The sequence below is a fragment of the Myxococcus sp. AM009 genome (genome assembly GCF_013372605.1).
GTDB classification, from domain to species: Bacteria; Myxococcota; Myxococcia; order Myxococcales; family Myxococcaceae; genus Myxococcus; species Myxococcus vastator.
On record NZ_JABXEP010000002.1, the window covers coordinates 56,779 to 80,577 of the forward strand.

Genomic DNA, 23,799 nt, shown 5'->3' on the forward strand with positions numbered 1-23,799 from the left:
AGCTTGAGGGAGACGAACAGAGGAAGCCTCGCGATGGAGAGCAAGCCCGATGGAGATCAAGCCCCAGGCCATGAGCATTCCCCGGTCGACTGATCACCTCGAAAGGGGGAAGTACGGCCCGATTTTCCCGAAGACCCCCGCATGTTATGGCTTCACGATCATCGCCAACGTCAAGCCGGGACGTGCCGATGTCATTCGCGGCTACGGCCAGCGAATTGCCGAAGCGCTCAAGGCCAACCCCGACCTTCTCGCACCGCTCAAGCTCCACTACCTCCGTTGGGTGCTCTTCGATGACGACACCCGGTTCATGTACCAGGGCATCTTCGATACCGATTTCGACAAATACACCGAGGACGCGGTCGTGCTCTTCACTCAGTCCGGAATCAACACCGCCTTCGAAAACCTCGAGGGTTTTCCCATGGACTGGAAGACCAACACGCCTGCGTTCGTCAGGTTCATCCGCGACCACCAATGCAACAGCTTCCTCGAGTACGGCGAGTACCCGTACTTCACGGGCGATGAGATCAAGAAGGCTTTGAGGGTCAAGGCCGCGCTCGCCGAGATGCTCGAGCAGATGCAGTAGAGGCCTGTCATGAGCGAAACGTCGGGGCGGACGTACAATCAGGACCACGCGCCGAGAAAATACATGAGGGGGCATCGGCGAGTCAGCGTCTACACGTCTTGGAGCTATCCCGGAGAAGCCAATCGAAGCCCTGCCGAAATGGACAATCGGTTCTCGACAATGACCGAGGTTCGCCGAGTCTTCTGGCCCGACTACGAGTCCCGGCAATGGGCAGACCCGCTGAGGTTCCAGCAAGGAGTCGCTGGCTCACTGGAGCTTTTCTTCTGGGCGTGGGTGAAGTTCCAACGGGTCATCGAGGAGGTCACCGGGCACGGGGTCCCCATGTTTCAGCGGGTCGACCAGGCGGGCTTCTCCCTGCCACTCGACGAGAGGGTCCTCTCCGATGCGGACACGCTGCTCGTCTTCGGTCTGGACCACAACGTCACCGGGCAGGAGGCCGCTCCGGAGGAGATAGAAGCGGTCCGCACATTCCTCGAGCGCGAAGGCACCTGTTTGGTGATTGCCCCACACCACGACATCGGGCACTCACCGGACCTGGAGGAGCGCGCCCTGGAATACGCCCATCATGGCGATGCGCTGGTGCCTCGTCAGCAACGCTTCGGCGGTTATACGCGCTCGTTGATGAAGGGGTTGGGAATCCCCGTCGAGAATCGTTGGGGTCTCCGCCCTGCCGTCGTCGAAGGAACGAACCGAAGCGTGCCATTGACGGTGATGGACGACCTGGATACGCGCGGCTGGCTCTCCGGGGTCCAGAACTTCAACTTCCACATGCACCTGCCGCACTATGCGGTCACGACGGAGGACTCCCGTTCGGTTCGCGTCCTGGCGAAACAGCCGATAGACCTGACCAGGCCACATCCATTCACGAACGCTGGAAACTCCGAGTTCAATGCGCTGGTGTGGGCGCCGCCGGGTGACGGCAGGGCCGGCGATGTGCTGGTGGCCGACTCCACCATCTTCAGCACCTTGTTCGGGGTGGACGAGAGCCTCATGCGCTTCTGGAAGAACCTCGCCACGGCCCATTGAGATGCTCGAACTGGACGACATCCAGAGCGGCGTGCTGCGGCCCCGTCCTTCTCCGTACGTCGCGACCTACATCATCCTTCGCATCGACGACCGAAGCGCAGGACGGGAGTTGATGGGGCGGCTCTGCTCGGTGGTGGCCACGGCCGCCCATCCGAGCAGCCCGGCCGCCGATTGCTGGCTCAGCGTCGCGCTCACGTATCACGGGCTCGAGGCGCTGGGCGTACCACAGGACTCTCTGGACAGCTTCGCGTGGGAGTTCCGGCAGGGGCTGGCCGCCCGGGCGAAGGCGTTGGGAGACGACGGCGAGAGCAGCCCTGAACACTGGGAGCCGCCGCTGGGAACGCGCGATGTCCACGTCGTGCTGACGGCTCTTGCGCCGGACCCGGTTCAACTCGAAGCCGCGTTGGAGCGCGCGCGCGAGGCCCTGCGGGAGCTTGGCGGCATCGAGGCGATCTGGCGTCAGGACTGCCACGCACTGAGCACCGGCAAGGAGCCGTTCGGGTTCAGGGACGGCATCAGTCATCCGGCCGTCGAGGGTAGTGGCATCCCAGGAAGCAATCCCCACGAGGCGCCGCTCAAGGCAGGCGAATTCGTCCTCGGCTACCCCGACGAGACGGGCAGTCTATCCCCGATGCCCTGGCCTGACGTCCTGGGGCGCAATGGGACGTACGTCGCCTTCCGCAAGCTTCATCAGCGGGTGGCCGCGTTCAGACAGCATCTGAAGACCACCGCGAGCAGTCAGCAGGACGAGGAGCTCGTGGCTGCGAAGATGATGGGGCGGTGGCGGAGCGGCGCGCCGCTGGCGTTGTGCCCTCACCACGACGCTCCCGACCTGGGCGCCGATTCGTCGCGCAACAACGCCTTCCTCTATTCAGATGACCCGACCGGATACAAGACGCCCCCCGGGTCGCACGTCCGGCGAGCGAACCCCCGCGACGCGTCCGTCGCCGGCGTGGTCAGGCTCCATCGGATGATTCGGCGCGGAACCGCCTACGGGTCCGAACTGCCCGAGGGCATCCTCGAGGACGATGGCGCCGAGCGAGGGTTGATGTTTGCCTTCATCGGTGCGCACCTCGGACGGCAGTTCGAGTTCGTGCAATCGGAGTGGGTCAACGGTGGTGACTTTCTCGGGCTGGGCGATGCGAAGGACCCCCTTGCCGGCGCGAATGATGGCACGGGCGTGTTCTCAATCCCGAAGCGTCCCATCCCCAGGCGTTTGCAAGGCCTTCCGCGATTCGTGGTCACGCGTGGCGGCGAGTACTGCTTCATGCCCGGGCTGCGAGCCCTGCGGTGGCTGGCGGACCTCCGGACATGAGCGGCTCGGAGCGCAGGGACGTCGTGGTCATCGGTGCCGGCCCCGCGGGACTGCTCGCAGCGCTCCGCGCCGGCGACCTGGGCGTCCGAACCGCCCTCGTCACACGTGACGCGTTCGGCGGCATGGCGGCCCACGACGGACCGGTTCCGGTGAGGACGCTGGCGCAGGCGGCACGGTTGCTCCGCGACGCTCGGGAGCTGGGGCGCTATGGCATCGGGGTGTCGGAGCCTGTGCTGGAGTACGCGAAGCTGCTGACGCGCGTGCGCGAGGTGACCGACGACGTTCGTGCGCGAGCTGCCCTGCGCGAACAAATCACCGCGGTGGGGGTCACCGTGCACGAGCACGCCGGCGCGGCGCGCTTCGTGGACCCGCACACCGTCGAGACCCAGCGCGGGCTGTTGCTTCGAGCGGAGAAGTTCATCCTCTGCTCTGGCGGCGTGAGCCGGCGCCTCCCGGTCCCGGGATTCGAGCTCACGGCGACCCACAGCGATGCGTGGAGCCTGACCTCCGTTCCGCCGACGATGGTGGTCGTCGGCGGTGGCGCCACAGGCGTGCAGGTCGCGTCGATCTTCACTGCGTTCGGCACGCGGGTGCAGCTCATCCAGGAGGCAGCGCGCATCCTGCCGAGCTGGACGGCCGACACCTCCGCGCTCAACCTGGCGTCCGCGGGTGTAGAGACCGACTCGCGAGGCTTCGTGCGCGTCGGCGCTCATCTGCGAACCTCCGCGCCGCACATCTTCGCCGCCGGAGACGTGACTGGGCGCTGGATGCTGGTTCCCCACGCGTTACAGGACGGGTTTGTCGCAGGCTCCAACGCAGCGAGAACTCCAATGACGACAGTCTCGGACGAGGTGTGTCCGATCGGCAGCTTCACCAATCCCGAGTACGCGCAGGCGGGCCTCACCGAAGCGAAGGCGCGTCAAACGCACGACGTTGTCGTGGCACTGGTGCGCTTCGACACGACGACGCGGACCATCATCGATGGAAGAACGACCGGGTTCTGCAAACTCGTCGTCGACCGTGCTTCGCGGAAAATCCTCGGTTGCCACGTCGTGGGTGAGCGAGCGGTCGACCTGGTCCAGACCGCGGCGATCGCCATCGCGGCGGGGATGCGAGTGGATGAGTTGGCTCGCGTCCCGCTCTCGTTTCCCACCTATACCGGCGTATTGGGGCGTGTGGCAGCCATCGCTGCCCGCGAGTGCCAGGTCGACGTGGACCGAGTTCGCCTCGCAGAGCTTCTCTGACGTATTTGAAACAGCGCCCCCCCTTCGCGTCGCCTCAGGGCCCCGCTGGCGCCTGCGTCCGAGCCGCCTTCCGCGCCGCCAGCCGCTGCGTCACGCGCGCCTGCCACCCGTGCACGAAGGCATAGAAGGTGGGCAGCACCAGCAGGGTGAACAGCGTGGAGGTGACGAGCCCGCCCACCATGACGACGGCCAAAGGGCGTTCCACCTCCGTGCCGTGCAGTGGCAGCACCAGCAGCGGCAGCAGGCCCAGGATGGCGGTGCCCGCCGTCATCAGCTTGGGGCGGACGCGGCCGATGCTCGCCTCCCGAATGGCCTCCTCGAAGGGCTTGCCGTGCTGCATGAACAGCTTCGTCTGCGCCACCAGCACCAGGCCATTCTGGACGGCAATGCCAAACAGTCCGATGAGGCCCACCAGGCTGGACACGTTCCACGTCTCCCCGGCGATGAGCAGCGCGAGGATGCCTCCGACGAAGGCGTCCGGCAGCGTGGCGATGATGACCAGTGACTCCGCCAGCGAGCCCAGCGCCAGGTACAGTAGGATGAACACCGCGAGCAGGGCCACCGCGATGGCGACCGTCATCGCCTGCGCGGCGCGCTGCTGGCTCTCCACCCGGCCGCCCACGTCCAGGAAGTAGCCGGTGGGCAGCTTCAGTTCCGCCGCCAGCCGCTCGCGCACCTCGGCCGCCGTGCTGCCCAAATCCCGACCCGCGACGCTGGCCTCCACGGCGATGCGCCGGCTGCCCGCCTCGCGGCGGATGCTGCCCGCGCCGAACGTCTCCTCGATGGTGGCCAACTGGCTCAACGGGATGCGCGTGCCGTCATGTCCGTCCACCAGCAGGCCCCGGATGGCGGTGGCGTCTCCCCGGCGGTGGTCCGCCAGCCGCAGCAGCAAGTCATAGCGGCGCTGGCCCTTCCACACCTGGGCGAACTCCTTGCCCACCAATCCCACCTGCACGGCGTGGATGACGTCTCCGGGTGTCAGGCCCACGCGGGCCACCGCGGCGCGATTCACGGTGACGCGGAGCTGGGGCAGGCCGGTCAGCTTCTCCGCCCGCAGGTCCTCCACGCCCTCCACCTTCGCCATGATGGCGTGCGCCCGCTCCGCCAGCCCGGCCAGCGTCTCCAGCTCCGGCCCGAAGATGCGCACGGAGAGGTCCGCCGGGCTGCCGCCGAGCCCTTCATCGATGCGCATGCCCAGCGGCGTGGTGAACAGCGTCGACACTCCTGGGACCTGTCCCACCGCCTCGCGCATCGCGGCCTCCAGGTCCTCCATCGAGCGCCCTCGCTCCGGCTTGAGGACGACGAGCACGTCCGACAGTGTGTGCGGCATCGGGTCCTCGGTGCGCTCGGCGCGGCCCGTGCGGCGCACCACGTCCTCCACCTCCGGGAACTTCAGCAGCGCGTCCTCCACCAGGTGGTTGAGCCGGTCCACCTCCTCCAGCGAGGCCTCCGGCGGCAGCACCGTCTGGAGCAGCAGCGCGCCTTCATCCAGCTTCGGCATGAAGTCGCTGCCCACCACGAAGGCCAGCGACAGCGCGGGCACGGTGATGGCCAGGGCCACCAGCCGCACCAGCCCCGCGTGGCGCATGCACGCCTCCAGCAGGGGCGCGTAGACGTGCTTCACCTTGCGGATGAGCCACACGTCCTCGGGCTGTCCTTCGCGGGGCGCGCGCAGGAAGAGCCCGGACGCCACCGGCACCAGCGTGAGGGCCAGCCCCAGCGACGCCGTCAGGCAGGCCACCACGGCCGCGGCGAGCGGCTGGTACATGCGCCCCTCGATGCCCGTCATGGCGAACAAGGGGATGAACACGGACACGACGATGAGCGTGGCGAAGGCGATGGGCCGGGCCATCTCCATGGACGCCGCCAGCGCCACGTCACGACGGGAGCGCTGGCCCTTCGCTTCCCGCAGGCCGTGGACGATGTTCTCCGTGACGATGATGGCCGCGTCCACCAGCAGGCCCACGGCGATGGCCAGTCCGCCCAGCGTCATCGTGTTGATGCCGATGTTCGCGACCTTCAGCAGCACGCCCGCCAGCGCCAGGGACAGGGGCAGGGTGAGCGTGACGATGAGCGCCGCGCGCCAGTCCCCCAGGAGGAGGAAGAGGACGAGCACCACCAGCACCGCGCCCAGCAGGATGGCTCGGCTGACGCCGCCCAGCGCGGAGTCCACCAGCACTGACTGGTCATACACGATGCGGAGCTGCACTCCGGGCGGCAGGCCCTGTCGCAGCTCCTGGATGGCGACGCGGATGCCCGCTGTCACCCGCTGCGTGTCCGCGCCGAACTGCTTGATGACCCGGCAGCTCACGACCTCGCCCTTCAGCCGGTGGGCGATGCCCCGGCGCACGGCGGGCGCCTCGCGGATGTCGGCCACGTCGCCCAGCAGCACGGGCGTGCTGTCGCGCACGGCGACCACGGTGTCGCGCAGGTCCTCCACCGACTCCGCGCGCCCCACCGCGCGCACCGTCCACTCCATGGGGCCCTGCACCACGAAGCCGCCCGAGGCGTTGAGGTTGGCGCCCTCCAGCGCGTGCTCCACCTGGTTCAGGGTGATGCCACGCGCCACCATCTGGTCCGGGTCGAGCTGCACCTGGAACTGGCGCAGGTAACCGCCCAGTCGCTCCACGCCGGCGACGCCGGGCACGGCGAGCAGCCGGTTCTTCACCTCGAACTCGGCCAAATCCCGCAACGTCATCAGCTCCGCCGCGCCGGGCTCCGCTTCCAGGGTGAACTCGAACACCTCGTTGAGCCGCCCGGTGAGGCTGGAGATCAGCGGCGCGTCCGTGCCAGGTGGAAGCTCGCTCTGCGCCTGGGCCACGCGCTCGACGACGTACTGCCGGCTGCGGAAGTAGTCGGCGTCTGGTTCGAACTCCACCGTGAGCTGGGTGACGCCCAGCTGCGAGGTGGAGCGGATGCGGCGCACCTCGGGCAGGCCCGCGAGCGCCACCTCCATGGGGATGGCCACGGCCGTCTCCAGCTCCTGCGCGCCCATCGCCGGGTTCTGGACGATGACGTTGAAGATGGGCGCGGACAGGTCCGGGAACACGTCCCGCGTCAGCCCCTGGAGCGCCACCGCGCCGAAGGCGGAGAGCGCCAGGGCCAGCAACACGGTGAGGCCGGGCCGCGCGAAGGAGGCCCGCAGGACGCGGTTCATCAGGGAGTCGGGGGCCTCAGTGCGCATGGCCGTCACTCCCTCCGCCGCTCAGCTTCTCCGCCTCCGCCTTGAGCAGGAACGCGCCCTCCACCACCACCTGCTCTCCGGGCTTCAGTCCGGTGAGGACCTCCACGTCGCCGCCCAGCGTGCGGCCCCGGCCCACCTCGCGACGCTCGAAGACGCCGCGCGCCTCCGTGGGCAGGAAGGCCACCCAGCCGCCCTCCAGCCGCTGGAGCGCCGCGGCGGGCACGGCGGTGATGGGCGCGCCCGGGTCTCCCAGGGGGATGTAGGCCGACGCGGACATGCCGGGCCGCAGGTGCCCGTCGGCGTTGTCCAGCTCCAGCCGCACGGGGATGGTGCGTGACGTCGCGTCCACGCGCTGCCCCACGTGGCCCACCTTCGCCATGAACTCCTGGCCCGGGAAGGCCGCGAAGGTGATGCGGGCCTGCGTGCCACGCTGGATGCGCACGGCGTCCCGCTCGAAGGCGTGCACCACCAGCCACAGCGAGGACACATCCCCAATGCAGAAGAGCGGCCGGTTGGGGTCCGCCATCTGCCCCAGCCGCGCGGTGCGCTCGACGACGGTGCCGGACAGGGGCGCGCGCAGGACGAAGCCCGGGGGGACGTTTCCACCCCGCGGCTCCGCTTCACTCACGCCCAGCGCCACCAGCTCCGCGCGCGCGGCGGCGACCGAGGCCTCGGCGGCGGCGGCCTCCGCTTCGGCGGCCTGTACGTCCTTGCGCGCGATGATGCGCTCGTCGGCGAGCGTGCGCTTGCGCTCGGCGGCCTGTCTCGCGGCGGTGGCCTGGGCCTGGGCCGCTTGCAGCGACGCGCGCGCCTTGCCCAGCTCGGGGCTGCGCAGGTCCGCGAGCTTCTCGCCCTGCTTCACCTCCTGGCCGGTGGTGACGAAGACGGCGCTCACGCGGGCGGCGATGGGGGAGGCCACCTCCGCGTAGGCGTCCTCGCTGAAGGTGAGCTCTCCCAGGACGGTGACACTCTCGCCGCCCGGCCGCACACCCACGGGCGCGGTGGTGATGCGCAAGTCCCTCAACATCTCCGACGCGATGCGGACGTGGGGCTCGCCATGGTCGTCATGCTGGTCACCTTCCTGGGCGGCGTGCTCGTCCTGTCCGTGCGCGTGCTCGTCATGCGGCGTCTCGCGCTTGCAGGCGGTGAGCAGGAGGAGGGCGGCCACCGCGGCGTGGAGGGGCTTCATGGAAGGGCTCCGGTCTCCACGGCCAGCTGGACGCGGGCGAGGGCTGCCTGGAGGAGACTGTCGAGATAGGCGGCACGCGCTTCCAGCGTGTCGCGGCGAACGAGGAGGAATTCGACAAGGCCCATCTCTCCGGCTTCGTAGGACCGGCGAGCGAGACCTTCGTTGTCGTTGAGCAGCGGCAGGGCGTCGGCTTCCAGCAGCGTCACGGCCTCCAGCCGCTTGCGGTGCTGCACGCGCGCGGCCTCCACCTGGACTTCCACTTCCGACCGGGCCGCGGCCAGCAGGGACTGGAGCCGGCGCACGCGGGCCTCGCCCGTCACCCGGGCGCTGTCGCCTCGGGCGAAGAGCGGCAGCGGCACGCTCAACGTGCCGAGGTAGGAGACCTCATCAATCTCCCGCTGGTACAGGAACCCCGCGGTGACGTCCGGCCAGGCGCCGGCCCGGCCCATGCGGCGGTCGGCGTCCGCCTGCGCCAGCTCCGCCTCCAGCGCGACGATGTCGGGCCGCGCGGCGACAGTGTCTGTCCTGGCCTCCGTGACAGGCTGGAGCGCGAGCAATCGCAGCTCACCGCGGAGGGCCAGCGGGTGCGTGAGCGGAAGGCCCAACATCGCGCGCAGTTGGTGGAGCTGGACGGCCGCGTCCCCCTCCGCGGTGGCCACCTCCGCGCGCATGCGGGCCAGGGACACGCGCGCCACGTTGACGTCCACCACGGGCACATCACCGGCCTCGAAGCGCCGCTGGGCGGAGCTCGCGGTCTCCCGGGCGGCGGCCTCGGCTTCTCGCGCGAGGCCCAGCCGCTCCCGCGCATGCAGCGCCTGGAGGAAGCGCGCGGCGACGTCGCCCAGCACCCGGCGCTCGGCGTCGCGCTGGTGGGCCGTCTCCAGCTCCAGCCCGGCGCGCGCTGACTCCCGGCGGGCGCCGCGCTTTCCGCCCAGCTCGAAGGACTGGCTGATGCCCACGCTCAAGTCCACCCCTCGTACCGCGGGGTGTCCAGGCGAGCCTGGGTCGGCGCGCGGTCCCGCCTGAAGCTGGAAGGTGGGGTTGTCGTTCAGCAGCGACGCGGCGGCCGTCACGGGGCCCTGGGCCTCGGCGGCGCGGCCCGCGGCATCCAGCAGCGCGGGCGCGCGCTGGCGGGCCAGGGCCAGGGTTTCTTCAAGAGACAGCGCGGCGTCGGCGGAGCCCGGCTGGGCCGCGGCGACACGCGGGAGGAGGAGTGCGGCGGCGAGCCCGAAGGCTGCCACCGCGAGTGGAAGGGGCACGGCGATGACCTCGCGAAAGGGAGGCGTGCGTCAGGTGGAGCGTGCCCCGCGATGACACACGGGCACACCTGTCCTGGCGGACGCGAGCGAACGAGACGGCGGACGCGACCTACGCGAGGGGCGCTATGGGGACGTGGAGGATGTCGCCCACGTCGGCGGACAGCGGTTCGGACTTCTCGTAGGCGACGCGCAAGGGCCGTGACACGAGCAGCACGAAGGGAGGCTGCGGGGCATGCGCGGCCACGGAGCGCACGTGGCCACAGCAGGTGCAGTCGATGCAGTCCGGGGCGCACTGCCCCTGGTCATCATCGTCCGGGCAGCGCTGCGTGCAGACCTCGCCCACCGCGCCAGTGAGGGTGGGCATCAAGCCCCCCAGGCCCGGGGCGAACAGGAACAGGCAGACGAGGAGCCAGATTCGGAGCACGCTGGCGGCCTTCTACCACGTTTCCAAACGCAATGCGTGTGAGGGACTCACACGGAGTGAGTCTCCTCGCCCGCTGGGGAAGGCAACTGTCAGGAGATGCCCTGGCGCAGCCGGTTCCAGTCGAAGTTGGGCGCCGGGTCGTTCTTGCGGCCCTTGGGCACCGCCACGTCGGCGTGACCCACGATGTTCTTCATCGGGATGTTGTGCTGCTGCTTCAGGTAGCCGGTGAGTTGGGTGAGCGACTTGTACTGCGCCTCGGTGAAGGGCGTCTTGCCGCTGCCGTCGTTGACGAGCTCGATGCCAATGGAGCGACTGTTGATGTCCGAGGGCACGCCGTGCAGCTCTCCCTTGCCCGCGTGCCAGGCGCGCTTGTCGTCGCCGACGAGCTGATAAATCTTTCCGTCGCGGTCCACCATGTAGTGCGCGGACACCTTGCTCTGTGGATTGCGCATCCACGCCAGGTCCCCCGCGCCGTTGTTGGTCGCGGTGTGGTGCATGACGATGGTGTCAATCTTCGTCCCGCCGCGCGAGTTCTGGTTCGGCGAGGGCGCGTTGATGACCGCGGGCTTGGTGAACTTGCCGCCTGGCGTGGTGGGCGTGGTGGGGCCGCTGGTGCCCAGCGCCTTCTTCAGCGCCGCGTGCGTGAGGTCGCCGTAGAAGCCGGTGGTGGGCAGCTTGTGGTCCGCCTGGAACTTCTTCACCGCCGCTTCCGTCTGCGGGCCGAAGGTGCCGGGACCGGTGGTCACCTGGGCCTTCGTCATGTAGCCCACCTTCACGAGCGCATCCTGCAGCTGCTTCACCTTGGGCCCGGAGTCGCCCTTGCGCAGGCCCGCGGGCGGCGCGGAGACCGTGGCGGCGGCGGCGGTGCGGGGGGCCTGCGCCTGAGTGGCGCGAAACACAGAGGAGAGCGGGGGCAGGCGAAGGCTCATGAGGGCTTCCGGGGGGAGGGCTGCGTGAATCTGCCCCGATTATCGGCGCCCAATCCCCGGGAGTTGCGTAACTCCCGGGGTGGAACCTGACTGGCTGGATTCAGCCAGATTGCAATTCTTCAGGCTGCTTGGGGGTCGGCGGGCAGGGGTGGCGCACCCGTGCCTTCCTCGGGCTTCTCTTGGGGCAGGTGGCGCCGCTTCCAGAGGGCGAAGAGGGCTGGATACACGGTCAGCTCGAGCAGAAAGGACGTCACGAGTCCGCCCACGAGCGGCGCGGCGATGCGCTTCATCACGTCCGCGCCCGTGCCGGTGCTCCACAGCACGGGGAGCAGGCCAATCATGTCCGTCATCACCGTCATCAGCTTGGGACGGATGCGCCGCGCCGCGCCATCGACGATGGTCTCCGTCAGGTCCGCCATGGAGCGCAGCCGGCCCGCCTGGTCCGCCTTTTTATGGGCCAGGGTGAGGTAGAGCAGCATCACCACGCCCGTCTCCGCGTCGAGCCCGGCCAGGGCGATGAGCCCCACCCACACGGCGATGCTCATGTTGTAGTCGAGCAGGTACAGCAGCCACACCGCGCCAATCAGGCTGAAGGGCACCGCCAGCAGGACGATGCCCGTCTCCACCACGGACTTCGTGCTGAAGTACAAGAGCAGGCACACCAGCAGCAGGGTGACGGGAATCACCACCTTGAGCTTCTCGGTGGCGCGCTCGAAGTACTTGAACTGGCCGCTCCACTCCACGCGCACGCCGGTGGGGGTCTTCACCTCGCGCGCCACCGCGGCCTTCGCGTCCTTCACGTAGTCCGCGATGGGCCGCCCCGTGTCCACGAAGACATAGGTGACGAGCTTGCCGCCCTCGCTGCGAATCATGGGCGGGCCCTGCACGAAGCGCACGTCCGCCACCTGGGCCAGCGGGACCTGCGCGCCGCCCGGCGTGGGGACCAGCACCTCCTTCAGCAGCTCGGGGCTGTCGCGGTACTCACGCGCGTAGCGCACGTTGATGGGGTAGCGCTCGCGGCCCTCCACCGTCTGGGAGACGTTCTCCCCGCCGATGGCGCCCAGCACCACCTCGTTGATGTCCTTCACGCCCAGGCCCAGGCGCGCGGCCGCTTCCCGCTTCACCTCGATGTCCACGTAGAAGCCGCCCGTGGCGCGGTCCGCGAACGCGCTGCGCGTGCCGGGCACCTGGGCCACCGCCTTCTCAATCGCCACCGCCGTCTGCTCCAGCGTGCCCAGGTCATCCCCGAACACCTGGATGCCCAGCGGACTGCGGATGCCGGTGGCCAGCATCTCCGTGCGCGTCTGGATGGGCATCCAGAAGATGTTGGGCATGCCGGGGTACTGGAGCGTCTCGTCCATCTCCGCCAGCAGGGCCTCCCAGGTGAGGCCCTTGCGCCACTCGGACTTCGGCTTGAGCACCACCGTCGTCTCGAACATGGACAACGGCGCCGGGTCCGTGGCTGTCTCCGCGCGGCCCGCCTTGCCGAAGACGCTGACCACCTCTGGAAGGCGCTTCAGCTGCGCGTCCATGGACTGGAGGATGCGCGTGGCCTCGGTGATGGACATGCCCGGCGGCGAGGTGGGCATGTAGAGGATGGCGCCCTCGTTGAGCGGCGGCATGAACTCATGGCCCAGCCGCATGAAGGCCGGCACCGTCAGCGCCATGGCCACCACGGACAGCGCCACCACGGCCTTCGCGTGCCGCACCACGAAGCGCACCACCGGCGTGTAGAGGGCCACCAGCCAGCGGTTGAGGGGATTCTCCTCCTCCCGGCGGATGCGCCCGCGGATGAGGAGCACCGCCAGCGCGGGCGTCAGCGTCACCGCCAGCACTGCGGCGAAGCCCATGGAGTACGTCTTCGTGTACGCCAGCGGCTTGAAGAGCCGACCCTCGGTGGCCTCCAGCGTGAAGACGGGGAGGAAGGCGACGGTGAGCACCAGCAGCGTGCCGAAGATGGAGGGGCCCACCTCCTGCATCGCGGAGATGATGACCTCACGCCGCTCGCCGGGGCGGCCTTCCGCCTCCCACGTCTCCAGCTTCTTGTGGATGTTCTCCACGATGATGATGGAGGCATCCACCATGGCGCCAATGGCGACGATGATGCCGCCCAGGCTCATGATGTTGGCGGTGAGCCCCTGGTAGTACATGGGGATGAAGGCGAGCAGCACCGCCACCGGCAGCGTGAGGAGGGTGACCAGCGCGCTGCGCGCATGCATCAGGAAGAGGAAGATGATGAGGCTGACCACCAGCATCTCCTCCACCAGCGCCCGGCTGAGCGTGGCGATGGACTCTTCGATGAGCCCCGAGCGGTCATAGGTGACGACCAGCTCCACGCCCTCCGGCAGGCCCGCGCGCACCTCTTCCAGGCGCTCCTTCACCGCCTCGATGACGGTGAGCGCGTTCTCCCCGTAGCGCATGACGACGATGCCGCCGGCCACCTCGCCCTTTCCGTCCAGCTCCGCCACGCCCCGGCGGATGTCCGGCCCCAGGCTCACCGTGGCCACGTTGCGCACCAGCACCGGCGTGCCGTCCTCGCTCACCTTCAGCGGGATGGTCTCGATGTCCTGCGTGGAGCGGATGTAGCCGCGCCCGCGGATGATGTGCTCGTGACCGGCGATCTCCATCACCCGGCCGCCCACGTCTTCGTTGGACTCGCGGACGGCGCGCGTCACCTCGCCCAGCGTCACGCCGTAGGCGCGCAGCTGGTTGGGGTCCACCTGCACCTGGTACTGCTTCACGATGCCGCCCACGCTGGCGACCTCCGCCACGCCCGGCACGCTGGACAGCGCGTAGCGCACGTTCCAGTCCTGGAGGCTGCGCAGGTCGGCCAGGGAGTGCTTGCCGCGCTCGTCCACGAGCGCGTACTCGAACACCCAGCCCACGCCGGTGGCATCCGGTCCCAGCGTGGGCGTCACGCCCGCGGGCAGGCGTCCGCGCGCCGTCTCCATGTATTCGAGCACGCGGCTGCGCGCCCAGTACATGTCCGTGCCGTCCTCGAAGATGACGTAGACGAAGGACATGCCGAACATGGACTGGCCACGCACGGCCTTCACCTTCGGCGCGGACAGCAGGGATGAGGAGATGGGGTAGGTGATCTGGTCCTCGACCAGGTCGGGGCCGCGCCCCATCCATTCCGTGAAGACGATGACCTGCGTGTCGGACAGGTCGGGGATGGCGTCCAGCCGGGTGCCGCGAACCGCGTGGACGGCCCACGCCGCCAGGGCGCCCACCAGAAGCAGGGTGAGGAACGGGTTGCGGGCGCACGCGCCGATGAGTCGGCCGATGAAGCCCTGTTCGCCGTGCTCAGTGGGCTGCATGGCTTCCTCCGAATGAGTCCGTGGCGGAGCGGATGCGGCTCTCCGCCGCGATGAGGAAGTTGCCGCTGGTGACGACGACGTCGCCGGGCGACAGGCCCTCCAGCACCTCGTAGGTGCCCTGTCCCTTGATGCCGAGCTTCACCTCCTGGGGCCGCAGCCGTCCCTCGCCCAGGTCCACGAACACCAGCCGGCGCGGGCCGGTGTAGATGACGGCCGAGTCGGGAATCTGGAGGCGCGCGCCGCCCTGCAGGACGAAGCGGACGTCCGCGTACATGTCCGGCTTCAGCTCCAGCTCCGGGTTGGGCAGCTCGATGCGGATGCGCCCCGTGCGCGTGGCGCCTCGCAGGGACGGGTACACGTAGCCGACGCGGCCCGCGTACTTCTTCCCAGGCAGGTAGGGCAGGGTGACCTCCACCGGCTGGCCCGGCTTCACGCGCGCCAGGTCCTGCTCGTACACGTCCGCCTCCACCCACACCTTCGCCAGCGGGGCGATGCGGAACAGGCGCTCGCCGGCCTTCACCGCCGCGCCCTCCACCACGTTCTTCTCCAGCACGTAGCCGCTGGCGGGCGCCAGGAAGGGCATGTTCTCCACCGGCTTGCCTCGCTGGGCCACGCGCTCGATTTGCGCCGCGGACAGGCCCCACAGCGCCAGCCGCTTGCGCGCCGCGCCCACGAGGGACGCGTTGGCCGCGCTCTGGCTCTGACGCGCCAGCAGGTACTCCTGCTGCGCGGCGTAGAGCTCCGGGCTGTAGAGCGTGAAGAGGACGTCGCCCTTCTTCACCGGCTCGCCCGTGGCGTTGACGCGCAGCTCGTGGATGTAGCCGTCCAGCTTGAGGGTGACGTCCACCAGCGCCTTCTCGTCGAAGGTGACGCGGCCCAGCGCGCGCAGGGACAGGTCCATGGGGGCCTCCGCCACCGGCGCCGTCTTCACGCCGATGCGCTGCCGCCGCAGGTCGTCCACCTGGATGATGCCGCTCTCCAAATCGGCGCGGCTGACGGGCGTCAGGTCCATGCCGCAGATGGGGCACGCGCCCGGCCCGTGCTGCTTCACGGACGGGTGCATGGGGCAGGTGTAGTGCGCGATGTCACCTTCGCCGTGCGCACCAGTGGGCGCGGACGCGCGCCACTCGCTGGTGGTGCCACACGCCAGCATGCGCCGGCCCATGTACGGGTTCTCCAGCTGGGGCTCGCGCTGGAGCCACTGGTTCACCCCGTCCACCATGGGGCATTCGAAGACGTGCCAGCCTTCCTGGAGCCGCGGGTCGGCGGACGCCAGGGCGATGAGCGCCTCACTCACGCGCGCGAAGTGCTGGCGCGCCGCCTCGGCGTCCTCCGCCGCGCCCAGATGAGAGGCGGCCTCCGCGCCCTGCTGGAACCAGGCTGTCAGTGGCGTGCCGTCACCCTGCGCGGCCTCGGCGGCCTGCTGGAGCGCTGTCTGTAGCTCCCCGGCCCTGGCCGCGAGCCCCTCCATGGCGTCTTGCGCGAGCAGGGCCCGTGCGGCTTCGTAGGACTCGAAGGCCGCGCGTGTGTACTCCAAGGCGGCGTCGGGCAGGGGCGTGCCCGCGCCACCGTGAGCCTCATGCGTGGCGGGCGCGGTGCCGGTGTGGGACGTGGCGCCGGAGAACCAGCCCACGAGGGGCCTCCAGGCCACGATGACGAGCGCTGCGAGCGCCAACATTCCCAGCCAGGGGGCGATGCGGCGGCGGTTCGGGGGGCTCATCGCGTCTCTCCGTTCCGGGGCAATCCCGGGGTGTGGCCCATGGCCCTGTCCAACTCCGCCCGGCGGCGCTGCACGTCCGCCAGGGCCATCTGTTCACGCAGCTCCACGCGGCGCAGGCCGCGCTCCGCCTCGATGAGGACCTGGAAGCTGTTCTTGCCGCTCTCGAAGCCCGCGCGGGCGGCGGCCACCTGGTCCTTCGCCGCGGGGACGAGCCGCTCCTGGAAGAGCGCCACCACGCGCCGCGTCTCCTCGGCACGCGAGCGCGCCTGCTCCACCTCGACGCGGATGTCGGAGATGAGCTGCTCCTCCTCCCGGCGCAGGCGCTTCAGGCCGGACTCGGCCTCCCGCACCGCGGCCTTCCGCTTGCCGAAGTCGAGCGGGATGTTGATGGTGACGCCCGCCATGAACTGGTGGGGTGTGTCCATCCACATGGAGTTGTACTCACCCATCACCATGACATCCGGGTAGTAGTCGCGCTTCGCGAGCCGGACGGCGGCCTCGCCTCCACCGAGCCGGGCCCGGAGGCCCTCCAGCTCCGGCCGCAGGCGCAGCGCTTCGTCTTGCAGCCGTTCGGCGGGCATGGACTCCGCGGCCTGCGCGGGCAGGGCCTCTGGCAGCGGCGGCAGCGGCGCCTGGGGCGCGCGGTGGAGCAGGCCGTTGAGCTGAGCGCGCAGCCGCTCGCGCTCGGCTTCGAACATCACCTGTTCGCGCAGCACCTCGCTCAGCTCCACCTCCGCCTGGAGCGGGTCCTGCTGCGAGGCGCGGCCGGTGACGTACTGGGCCTCCGCGCTCTTCTTGAGCTGCCCGAGCAGCCGCAGGTGCTCCTCGGTGACGGCGAGCGAGCGCTCCACGACGAACAAGTCATCGAAGAGCGTGGACGCCATGAGGGCCAGGCGCAGGCGCAGGGCCTCGCGGTCCTCGCGCATCGCCTGCGCTTGCGCCAGGGCCATCTCTCCCCGCAGGCCGCGCTTGCCGGGGAAGGGGAGCTGTTGGCTCAGCTCCACGGACTGCCCGAAGCGCGCGCTGCCGGTGATGCTCAGCGGCGCGACGCCGTAGGACAGCATCGGGTCTTCGAGCGCCGTCTCACGCGGGTAGCGTTCGAGGCTGGCGCGCCAGGCCTCACGCGCCGCCTCCAGCGAGGGGTTGCGCGCGAGCACCTGCCGCACCAGCTCCGCGCGCTCCAGCACGCTCACGCGCGTGAAGGGCGCTGGTGCCTGGGCCTCGGGTGCCTGCCGGGCAACGGCTTCGAGTTGGGATTGATACCGCTGCTCATTGGCTCCGGCCGCGCCGGGGCCCAGCCACACGGCGGCGCCGGTGGCGAGCACGGCCCGCGTGGCGGACCGCCTCCAGGTTCCATGGGACGACATGACTTCCTGCTCCAGATGACGGGATACGAGCCTGTCGCCGGGAGAAGGACGTCACCGGCGGCGGGCGGAATCCGGCCGGTGGACACACGTCCACCCGCCAGGCCTCAGCGCATGCGGGCCGGACGTCTCAAATGAGGTAGGAGCAGTGCCGCAGGTACAGCGGTGGCGCGGTGGCGCGGTGCACGCCCCGGATGCGCACCCACGAGGTGGGCAGGGACTCGGGCGCCGGTGGCACCACCGCGACGGCCTGGGGAAGCACCGCCAGCGGCGTCAGCGTCCACGAAGGTCCGGAGCTCGAGGTGACGGGCTCCGGCGACGGGAGCCGCACGGAGAGCTCGCCGCAGCAGTCGTGGTGGTCGGCGTGGACGCCCGCTTCAGGGGCGGCCGGCGCGGCCTTCCCCCGCTTCGCCTGGTGGCAGGCGCACGTCAGGTCCAGCTTCACCGCGCCCTGGCAGAGATGGAACAGTCCCTCGGCCGCCCCCGCGATGGGAGGCAGCCCCAGGACCACCAGCAATGTCAGGACTCGGAGGAGCATGACCGTGGGCTTGTCAGCCAGATAGCGCGGCGGGACGGAGCGTGCAACTCCGCGCGCGTCACGCCATTCCCTTTCAGCTCATGCCGCGCCGCGTGCTGGCGCGGGCTTGGGCTGGATGAGCTCGGTGGAGAAGTAGCGCTCCATGCGGTCAGGGAACACCGTCACCACCTGCGCGCCCGGACCCAGTCGCGTCGCGGCCTCCACCGCGGCCACGTAGTTGAGGCCGGACGACGGCCCCACCGGGAAGCCGCGGCGGATGAGCGCCCTGGCGGTGCTCATGGCCACATCGTCCGACACGTCGATTTCCACGCGGCCCGGCATGTCCGCCTCGCGGTACAGCCGGGACATGCCATCCACCACGCCCGGCACGCGGGGGCTGAAGCTGCAACATTCGATGTCGCAGCCCAGCCCGGCGATGGGGCGCGCCACGAAGGCCGTCACCGGACAGCCTGCCTCCGCGAAGGCCTGGTACAGGCCCACCACGGTGCCGCCCGTGCCCACGCCGCTGACCACGCCGTGCACCAGCCCGCCGGGGATTTGCGACAGAATCTCCTGGCCCGTCCACACCCGGTGGGCCTCGGCGTTGTCCGGGTTCTCGAACTGGCGGGGCGCGAAGGCCTTGCGCTCACGCGCCAGCTCGTCCGCCTTCACGATGGCGCCATGCACGCCGGCGTCGCGCGGCACCAGCACCACGTCACCGCCGTAGGCGCGGATGGTGAGGATGCGCTCCCCGGTGACGCCCTCCGGCATCACCGCGGTGAAGCGCAGGCCCATCTGGGCGCAGGCCAGCGCCAGGGCGATGCTCGTGGAGCCGCTGGACGCCTCGATGACCTCGCCGCCGGGGGCCAGCTCTCCCTGGCGCCAGGCCTTCTCCAACATGTAGCGCGCGATGCGGTCCTTGGTGGAGCCGCTGGGGTTGAGGAACTCCAGCTTGCACCAGATGGTGGGGCCCTCCTCGTGGAGACGCACGGGGACGAGCGGAGTGGGACCCACGGCCTGGAGGAAGCGGCCGTCCGCGGGAAGAGGGCGACAGGGAGGGCGCATGGGGCCTTCCCTATCGCGAAACGGCTCGTTCGGCACCGGCCATGAACTTTTTGCTGGGGTCCTGGACAATCAGTCGCTCGTCTGCCCGCACTGCCAGCGCCCCTGTGGGCGTCCGTAACATCTGGCGTTCAGGCGGAGGCGCGGCTACGAAAGAGCCTGGCTCGCACCCCCCCGTATGCCTCCCACTTCCGCGCTCATCCTCAACGTCAACGACGACGCGGCCAGCCGCTATGTCACCTCTCGCGTGCTGGGGCTCGCGGGCTTCCGCGTCGTGGACGCCGCTTCCGGGATGGAGGCGCTCGCGCTGGCGAACGAGGAGACGGACCTCGTCATCCTGGACGTGCGGCTGCCGGACATCAGCGGCCTGGAGGTGTGCCGGAAGCTGAAGGAGAAGCCTCGCACACAGGGCGTCCTGGTGCTCCACCTGTCCGCACAGGCCGTGGGGCCGGGGGACCGGGCGCAGGGCTTGGAGCGCGGCGCGGACGGCTATCTGGTGGCGCCGGTGGATCCGGAGGAGCTGGTGGCCCAGGTCCACGCGCTGCTCCGGCTGCGCCAGGCCGAGCGCGAGGTGAAGGTGCTGTCCCGCGAGGTGGCGCACCAGCGCCAGCTCCTGGAGTTGGCCATCTCCTGTGCGGCGGACCCCATCGCGCTCTATGACGAGACTGGGCGCGTCCTGTCGGCCAACCAGTCCCTGTACGCAGCGCGGGGCAGCCACGCCGTGCATGCACCGGGGAGGTCGCTGGATGAGATGCAGGCCGCGGACTCGGCGCTGACGCCGTACCTCGAACAGGTGCGGATGGCCTTGCGCACGGGGCAGGTGCAGCGGGGCACCATCGCCTTGGAGTCGGACCGGGGCCCGCGGCATTTCGACTATGTGCTGTCGCCCGCGCTGGGGGCCAGCGGCGAGGTGCTGGCGGTGATGTCCTCCCTACGGGACGTCACGGAGTCGCGCAGCGCGGAAGAGTTCCGCGAGCAGTTCATCGGCATGCTGGGGCATGACCTGCGCAACCCGCTCAACGCGTTGTCCATGTCCGCGCAGCAGCTGCGGCGCAAGGGCGCGTTGGACGAGCGCCAGGGCATGCTCACCGAGCGCATCCTCACCAGCGCCGAGCGCATGGACCGGATGATTCGCCAGCTGCTGGACTTCGCGCGCTCGCGGCTGGGCGGCGGCATTCCGGTGGTGCGCTCGTCATGCGACGTGTTCGAGGTGGTGCGCCGCACCGTGGACGAGCTGCGCGCCAGCCATCCCGGCCGGGTGGTGCGGCTCGAGTCCAAGGGTGATGGCCTGGGGAAGTGGGACTCCGACCGCCTGGAGCAGGCCGTGGGCAACCTGGTGGCCAACGCGCTGAAGTACAGCCCCGCGGAGAGCGCCGTGTGGGTGGGCGCCGAGGGCTCCGAGCGCGAAGTGGTGCTGCGCATCCACAACCGCGGCACGCCCATCCCCACCGAGGACCTGCCCCACGTCTTCGGTGCCTGGCGCCGGGGCCGGCGCACCGCCAGTGACGTGGGCGCGCCGGGGGGCCTGGGGCTGGGCCTCTACATCACCCGGCAGATTGTCCGAGCGCATGACGGGGACGCGCACGTGGCCTCCAGTGCGACGGAAGGCACGACCTTCCTCATCCGGTTGCCGCGATGATGACCAGCTGACGTTTGGCGCACCTCACGACTCCCGGTTCGGAGTTGCCGCTACCACCTTCCGTGCATGGCGTCAGAGAAGCTCATTTTCGCTCAGTCCGTGGAAGCCCTCTTCGTACGAGCGCTCGGGCCGTACCTCACCCGTGAAGGGCGGCAGCGCCTGAAGGCGGTGGGGCTCGACCTGTCGGAGCCGCTGCGCCCCCAGTACACCTTGGAGCAGTGGCGAGCCTTCCTGCGCGTGGCGGGGCAGGATGTCTTCCCGGCCCTGCCTCCGCACGAGGCCAGCTTCGCGTTGGGCGCGCGCTTCCTCCAGGGCTTCCGCCAGACGTCGGTGGGCCGGGCCAGCCTGTCGCTCGTCACCCAGTTGGGGCCGCGGCGCACGCTGGAGCGGGTGCCGTACAACATCCGCGCCGGCAACAACTTCAACGAGGTCCGCGTGGAGGAGTCCACGCAGGACAGCGCCACGCTGTGGATGAAGGACGTCACGGCGGACACGCCGGACTTCGCGGCGGGCTTCCTGGCGGAGACGCTGCGGTCGGCGGGCGCGGGGCAGGTGGACGTGAGGCCCATCGCCTTCGACGGCACGGCGGCCACCTTCCGCGTCACCTGGTCGAAGGCCGCCAGCCGGGCGCCCGTGGCTGGCGCCGGTCCCCGCAGCGTCCACTGAGGCGGGTGCGCTGGCGCTGGCCCCCTTCCGTGAGCTGTCGCACGATGCCGACCGGACGCGCTCCCTGTCCGGAAGGAAAGTCTCAGCATGGCCCGGTTGCTCGTCGAGGACGTCCACGTCCGGCTCGGCACGAATGACATCCTGAAGGGCATCACCGCCGACTTCCGGGATGGCGAGGTGGTGGCGCTGCTGGGCCGCTCCGGCAGTGGCAAGTCCACGCTGCTGCGCTCCGTCGCTGGCCTGGAGACGCCGGTGCGCGGGCGCATCCACATCGGCGAGCGCACGGTGTTCGACGCGGCGGCGAAGGTGAACCTGCCGCCAGAGCGGCGGGACCTGGGGCTGGTGTTCCAGTCCTACGCGCTGTGGCCGCACATGACGGTGTTCGACAACGTGGCCTACGGCCTGCGGCTGCGCAGGCAGTCCCGCGAGCAGGTGGACCGGGCCGTACGCGAGGTGCTCCAGGGCGTGGGCCTGGAGGGCCATGGCGACCGCTTCCCCAGCCAGCTCTCCGGCGGGCAGCAGCAGCGCGTGGCGCTGGCGCGGGCGCTCGTCTACGGGCCGCCGCTGGTGCTCCTGGACGAGCCGCTGTCCAACCTGGACGCGAAGCTGCGGGAGGAGGCGCGCGTGTGGATTCGCGCGCTCATCAAGCGGCTGGGGCTCACCGCGCTCTTCGTCACCCATGACCAGGTGGAGGCCATGGCCATCGCCGACCGCATCATGCTCCTGGACGGTGGGCGGGTGGTGCAGGACGGGACGCCCGAGCAGCTCTACACGGAGCCCCGGAGCCTCTTCGCCGCCGACTTCATGGGCGTGAACAACACGCTGTCAGGCCGCGTGGTGGAGCGGCGCGGCGGCGAGGCGCGGCTTCAGGTGGGCGGCCGGTCGCTGTGGGGGCAGCAGCGAGGAGCCGGCCCTGGTGACGACGCGGCCACGGGCGTCATCCGCGTGGAGGCGCTCCAGTTGGCCTCCGGGCCCGGCGAGAACCGGCTCCCCGCCGCGCTGGCGAGCTCCCTCTACGTGGGCGGGCGCTGGGAGCACCAGTTCCAGTTCGAAGGGCAGGCGCTGCGCGCCAGCACGCGCGAGTCACTGGCGCCCGGTGCGTACACGCTCGCGTTCCCGAAAGAGCGCCTCTGGATTTTCTGAGCGCGCGGTGCCTCATGGCGCGAGCCCGGTGAACGCCGGGGCGGGGCGCTGCCCCGCGACGGGCGTCATGGCGGGGAAGGCTTCGTGCCGGTTCTTCCAGAAGGGCGCGCCGGGCCACCGCTGCTCCTCGCGGTAGGTGTGGCTTCGCCGCCGCAGATGCTCCTCGAAGCGCAGATGGAGCGTTTCCTCGTAGGCGCGGAGCGCATCCTCGTCGCCGCGCAGGGCGCGCTCCAGGGACTGGGCGGCGAGGAGCGCGGAGTCCAGCGCGCTGGCGATGCCCTGGGCGGACAAGGGGTCATGGGTGCAGGCCGCGTCGCCTACCGCGAGCCAGCGCTCACCGTGCATCCGGTCGAGCTCGCCGACGAGCACGGGCGCGGCGACGAGGGGCTCTCCGGCGAAGTCGCAGACGGCCAGTCTGGCCTGGGTGACGGGGGCCTGTTCGAGCAAGGCCACCCACGGTTCCGGTGTCGCCCACCGCAGTCCGTGCAAGGAGTCTCCATCACCCATCAGGGTGACGGCGACACAGTCCGCGGGCAGCCGCGCGGAGTGCCACCAGCCTTCCGGACACGCTTCCACCAGGGCATCGGTGGGAAACGGCTCTCCTGGCCGGAGCTGGAACGCGCCATGAACGGTGAAGCAGCGGTCGCGAATGCGGCGCCGCGCGCCCTGGGACATGGCGAAGGTGGCCTTCCATCCGGTCGCGTCCACGACGAAGCGCGCTCGCAGCGTGAGCGCGCCTGTCTTGCGTTGGGAGAGGTGCAGCCGATAGCCCTCCTTCGCGATGGACTCGACGTCCAGCAGGGTCGTCAGGCGAAGGACGCGGACGCCTTGCCGGGCCGCCTCCAGGCTGAGCCGTTCGTCGAAGCGGGCCCGGTCCAGGTGCCAGGCGGAGCCCCAGGGCGACATCCGCGTGTCCTGGACGCTGGGCTCCGCGCGGCTCCAGCACGAGGACGTCCCTCGCGAGGCCAGGTGCCCATCCCGCAGGAAGCTGCTCCAGACACCGAGCCGGGACAGGGGGATGCGGATGTCGGGTGACAAGGTCTCTCCCGAGCGGTGTGTCTCGTAGCCGGTGCGCTCGAGCAGCACGACGGACAGGAAGGGCGCCAGGTCTCGCAAGGCCACGGCCATGGCCGCGCCCGCTGGACCGCCTCCGATGATGGCGACGTCGCAGGAAGATTCGCTCATGGCGCGTCCATCCGCGCGGCGACGCGCGTC

At 70.1% G+C, this 23,799-nt stretch carries 18 protein-coding genes; 7 read left to right on the plus strand and 11 right to left on the minus strand.

Annotation, left to right across the window (positions count from 1 at the left end):
• The first annotated feature begins 49 nt into the window (after positions 1 to 49).
• The 4 genes from HV824_RS01080 to HV824_RS01095 are packed head-to-tail and all read left to right on the plus strand — an operon-like array spanning position 50 to position 4,168.
• Entirely contained in the window at positions 50 to 583 is a 534-nt protein-coding gene (locus HV824_RS01080) for a hypothetical protein (RefSeq protein WP_176416954.1), read from the plus strand.
• A 9-nt stretch (positions 584 to 592) separates the two neighbouring features.
• Positions 593 to 1,609 (plus strand): hypothetical protein, encoded by a 1,017-nt coding sequence (locus tag HV824_RS01085; protein WP_176416955.1) that lies wholly within the window; start codon positions 593 to 595, stop codon positions 1,607 to 1,609.
• A 1-nt stretch (position 1,610) separates the two neighbouring features.
• The gene (locus HV824_RS01090) at positions 1,611 to 2,924 is read left to right on the plus strand and encodes a Dyp-type peroxidase (RefSeq protein WP_176416956.1); all 1,314 of its coding nucleotides are present in this window, start codon (positions 1,611 to 1,613) and stop codon (positions 2,922 to 2,924) included.
• A complete protein-coding gene (locus tag HV824_RS01095; RefSeq protein ID WP_176416957.1) occupies positions 2,921 to 4,168 on the plus strand; it encodes an NAD(P)/FAD-dependent oxidoreductase in 1,248 nt (415 codons plus the stop codon). The genes HV824_RS01090 and HV824_RS01095 overlap by 4 nt, the downstream gene beginning before the upstream one ends.
• Positions 4,169 to 4,202: 34 nt before the next feature.
• On the opposite strand, the gene HV824_RS01100 is transcribed toward HV824_RS01095, so the two are convergent.
• The 10 genes from HV824_RS01100 to HV824_RS01145 form a co-directional block, all read right to left on the minus strand.
• Positions 4,203 to 7,352, minus strand: a complete 3,150-nt coding sequence (locus tag HV824_RS01100) for an efflux RND transporter permease subunit (protein WP_255207657.1) — start codon at positions 7,350 to 7,352, stop codon at positions 4,203 to 4,205.
• The gene (locus HV824_RS01105) at positions 7,342 to 8,541 is read right to left on the minus strand and encodes an efflux RND transporter periplasmic adaptor subunit (RefSeq protein ID WP_176416958.1); all 1,200 of its coding nucleotides are present in this window, start codon (positions 8,539 to 8,541) and stop codon (positions 7,342 to 7,344) included. Before HV824_RS01105 ends, HV824_RS01100 begins: the two co-directional genes overlap by 11 nt.
• Positions 8,538 to 9,800, minus strand: a complete 1,263-nt coding sequence (locus tag HV824_RS01110; protein WP_176416959.1) for a TolC family protein — start codon at positions 9,798 to 9,800, stop codon at positions 8,538 to 8,540. Before HV824_RS01110 ends, HV824_RS01105 begins: the two co-directional genes overlap by 4 nt.
• A gap of 109 nt (positions 9,801 to 9,909) precedes the next feature.
• Positions 9,910 to 10,224: a hypothetical protein gene (locus HV824_RS01115; protein WP_176416960.1), complete on the minus strand. Its 315-nt coding sequence runs from the start codon at positions 10,222 to 10,224 to the stop codon at positions 9,910 to 9,912.
• Positions 10,225 to 10,313: 89 nt separating this feature from the next.
• Positions 10,314 to 11,153, minus strand: a complete 840-nt coding sequence (locus HV824_RS01120) for an N-acetylmuramoyl-L-alanine amidase (RefSeq protein ID WP_176416961.1) — start codon at positions 11,151 to 11,153, stop codon at positions 10,314 to 10,316.
• Positions 11,154 to 11,272: 119 nt separating this feature from the next.
• A complete protein-coding gene (locus HV824_RS01125) occupies positions 11,273 to 14,473 on the minus strand; it encodes an efflux RND transporter permease subunit (protein WP_176416962.1) in 3,201 nt (1,066 codons plus the stop codon).
• On the minus strand, positions 14,460 to 16,193 hold the full coding sequence (locus HV824_RS01130) for an efflux RND transporter periplasmic adaptor subunit (RefSeq protein ID WP_176416963.1): 1,734 nt from the start codon (positions 16,191 to 16,193) through the stop codon (positions 14,460 to 14,462). Before HV824_RS01130 ends, HV824_RS01125 begins: the two co-directional genes overlap by 14 nt.
• Positions 16,190 to 17,560, minus strand: coding sequence for a TolC family protein (locus HV824_RS01135; protein WP_176416964.1), 1,371 nt, complete (start codon positions 17,558 to 17,560; stop codon positions 16,190 to 16,192). Before HV824_RS01135 ends, HV824_RS01130 begins: the two co-directional genes overlap by 4 nt.
• Positions 17,561 to 17,687: 127 nt before the next feature.
• Complete coding sequence (locus HV824_RS01140; protein ID WP_176416965.1) at positions 17,688 to 18,095, minus strand: hypothetical protein; 408 nt, start codon at positions 18,093 to 18,095, stop codon at positions 17,688 to 17,690.
• A 78-nt stretch (positions 18,096 to 18,173) separates the two neighbouring features.
• On the minus strand, positions 18,174 to 19,139 hold the full coding sequence (locus HV824_RS01145) for a PLP-dependent cysteine synthase family protein (protein WP_176416966.1): 966 nt from the start codon (positions 19,137 to 19,139) through the stop codon (positions 18,174 to 18,176).
• Between the two features lie 175 nt (positions 19,140 to 19,314).
• Here HV824_RS01145 and HV824_RS01150 point away from each other — a divergent pair, with 175 nt between their 5' ends.
• The 3 genes from HV824_RS01150 to HV824_RS01160 all read left to right on the plus strand — a co-directional run bounded on the left by HV824_RS01150 (position 19,315) and on the right by HV824_RS01160 (position 22,584).
• Entirely contained in the window at positions 19,315 to 20,775 is a 1,461-nt protein-coding gene (locus tag HV824_RS01150; protein WP_176416967.1) for an ATP-binding protein, read from the plus strand.
• A gap of 66 nt (positions 20,776 to 20,841) precedes the next feature.
• Positions 20,842 to 21,441, plus strand: a complete 600-nt coding sequence (locus HV824_RS01155; RefSeq protein WP_176416968.1) for a DUF2378 family protein — start codon at positions 20,842 to 20,844, stop codon at positions 21,439 to 21,441.
• A gap of 87 nt (positions 21,442 to 21,528) precedes the next feature.
• Positions 21,529 to 22,584, plus strand: a complete 1,056-nt coding sequence (locus HV824_RS01160; RefSeq protein ID WP_176416969.1) for an ABC transporter ATP-binding protein — start codon at positions 21,529 to 21,531, stop codon at positions 22,582 to 22,584.
• A 12-nt stretch (positions 22,585 to 22,596) separates the two neighbouring features.
• On the opposite strand, the gene HV824_RS01165 is transcribed toward HV824_RS01160, so the two are convergent.
• A complete protein-coding gene (locus tag HV824_RS01165) occupies positions 22,597 to 23,769 on the minus strand; it encodes an FAD-dependent monooxygenase (protein ID WP_176416970.1) in 1,173 nt (390 codons plus the stop codon).
• Positions 23,770 to 23,799: the final 30 nt, after the last annotated feature.

Bases quoted from the DNA above. Each gene is read 5' to 3' on its own strand.
- HV824_RS01140 (WP_176416965.1), bottom strand. From the start codon at position 18,095: ATGCTCCTCCGAGTCCTGACATTGCTGGTGGTCCTGGGGCTGCCTCCC.
- HV824_RS01165 (WP_176416970.1), bottom strand. From the start codon at position 23,769: ATGAGCGAATCTTCCTGCGACGTCGCCATCATCGGAGGCGGTCCAGCG.
- HV824_RS01160 (WP_176416969.1), top strand. From the start codon at position 21,529: ATGGCCCGGTTGCTCGTCGAGGACGTCCACGTCCGGCTCGGCACGAAT.
- HV824_RS01120 (WP_176416961.1), bottom strand. From the start codon at position 11,153: ATGAGCCTTCGCCTGCCCCCGCTCTCCTCTGTGTTTCGCGCCACTCAG.
- HV824_RS01100 (WP_255207657.1), bottom strand. From the start codon at position 7,352: ATGCGCACTGAGGCCCCCGACTCCCTGATGAACCGCGTCCTGCGGGCC.
- HV824_RS01080 (WP_176416954.1), top strand. From the start codon at position 50: ATGGAGATCAAGCCCCAGGCCATGAGCATTCCCCGGTCGACTGATCAC.
- HV824_RS01145 (WP_176416966.1), bottom strand. From the start codon at position 19,139: ATGCGCCCTCCCTGTCGCCCTCTTCCCGCGGACGGCCGCTTCCTCCAG.
- HV824_RS01130 (WP_176416963.1), bottom strand. From the start codon at position 16,193: ATGAGCCCCCCGAACCGCCGCCGCATCGCCCCCTGGCTGGGAATGTTG.
- HV824_RS01155 (WP_176416968.1), top strand. From the start codon at position 20,842: ATGGCGTCAGAGAAGCTCATTTTCGCTCAGTCCGTGGAAGCCCTCTTC.
- HV824_RS01125 (WP_176416962.1), bottom strand. From the start codon at position 14,473: ATGCAGCCCACTGAGCACGGCGAACAGGGCTTCATCGGCCGACTCATC.
- HV824_RS01135 (WP_176416964.1), bottom strand. From the start codon at position 17,560: ATGTCGTCCCATGGAACCTGGAGGCGGTCCGCCACGCGGGCCGTGCTC.
- HV824_RS01150 (WP_176416967.1), top strand. From the start codon at position 19,315: ATGCCTCCCACTTCCGCGCTCATCCTCAACGTCAACGACGACGCGGCC.
- HV824_RS01105 (WP_176416958.1), bottom strand. From the start codon at position 8,541: ATGAAGCCCCTCCACGCCGCGGTGGCCGCCCTCCTCCTGCTCACCGCC.
- HV824_RS01085 (WP_176416955.1), top strand. From the start codon at position 593: ATGAGCGAAACGTCGGGGCGGACGTACAATCAGGACCACGCGCCGAGA.
- HV824_RS01090 (WP_176416956.1), top strand. From the start codon at position 1,611: ATGCTCGAACTGGACGACATCCAGAGCGGCGTGCTGCGGCCCCGTCCT.
- HV824_RS01095 (WP_176416957.1), top strand. From the start codon at position 2,921: ATGAGCGGCTCGGAGCGCAGGGACGTCGTGGTCATCGGTGCCGGCCCC.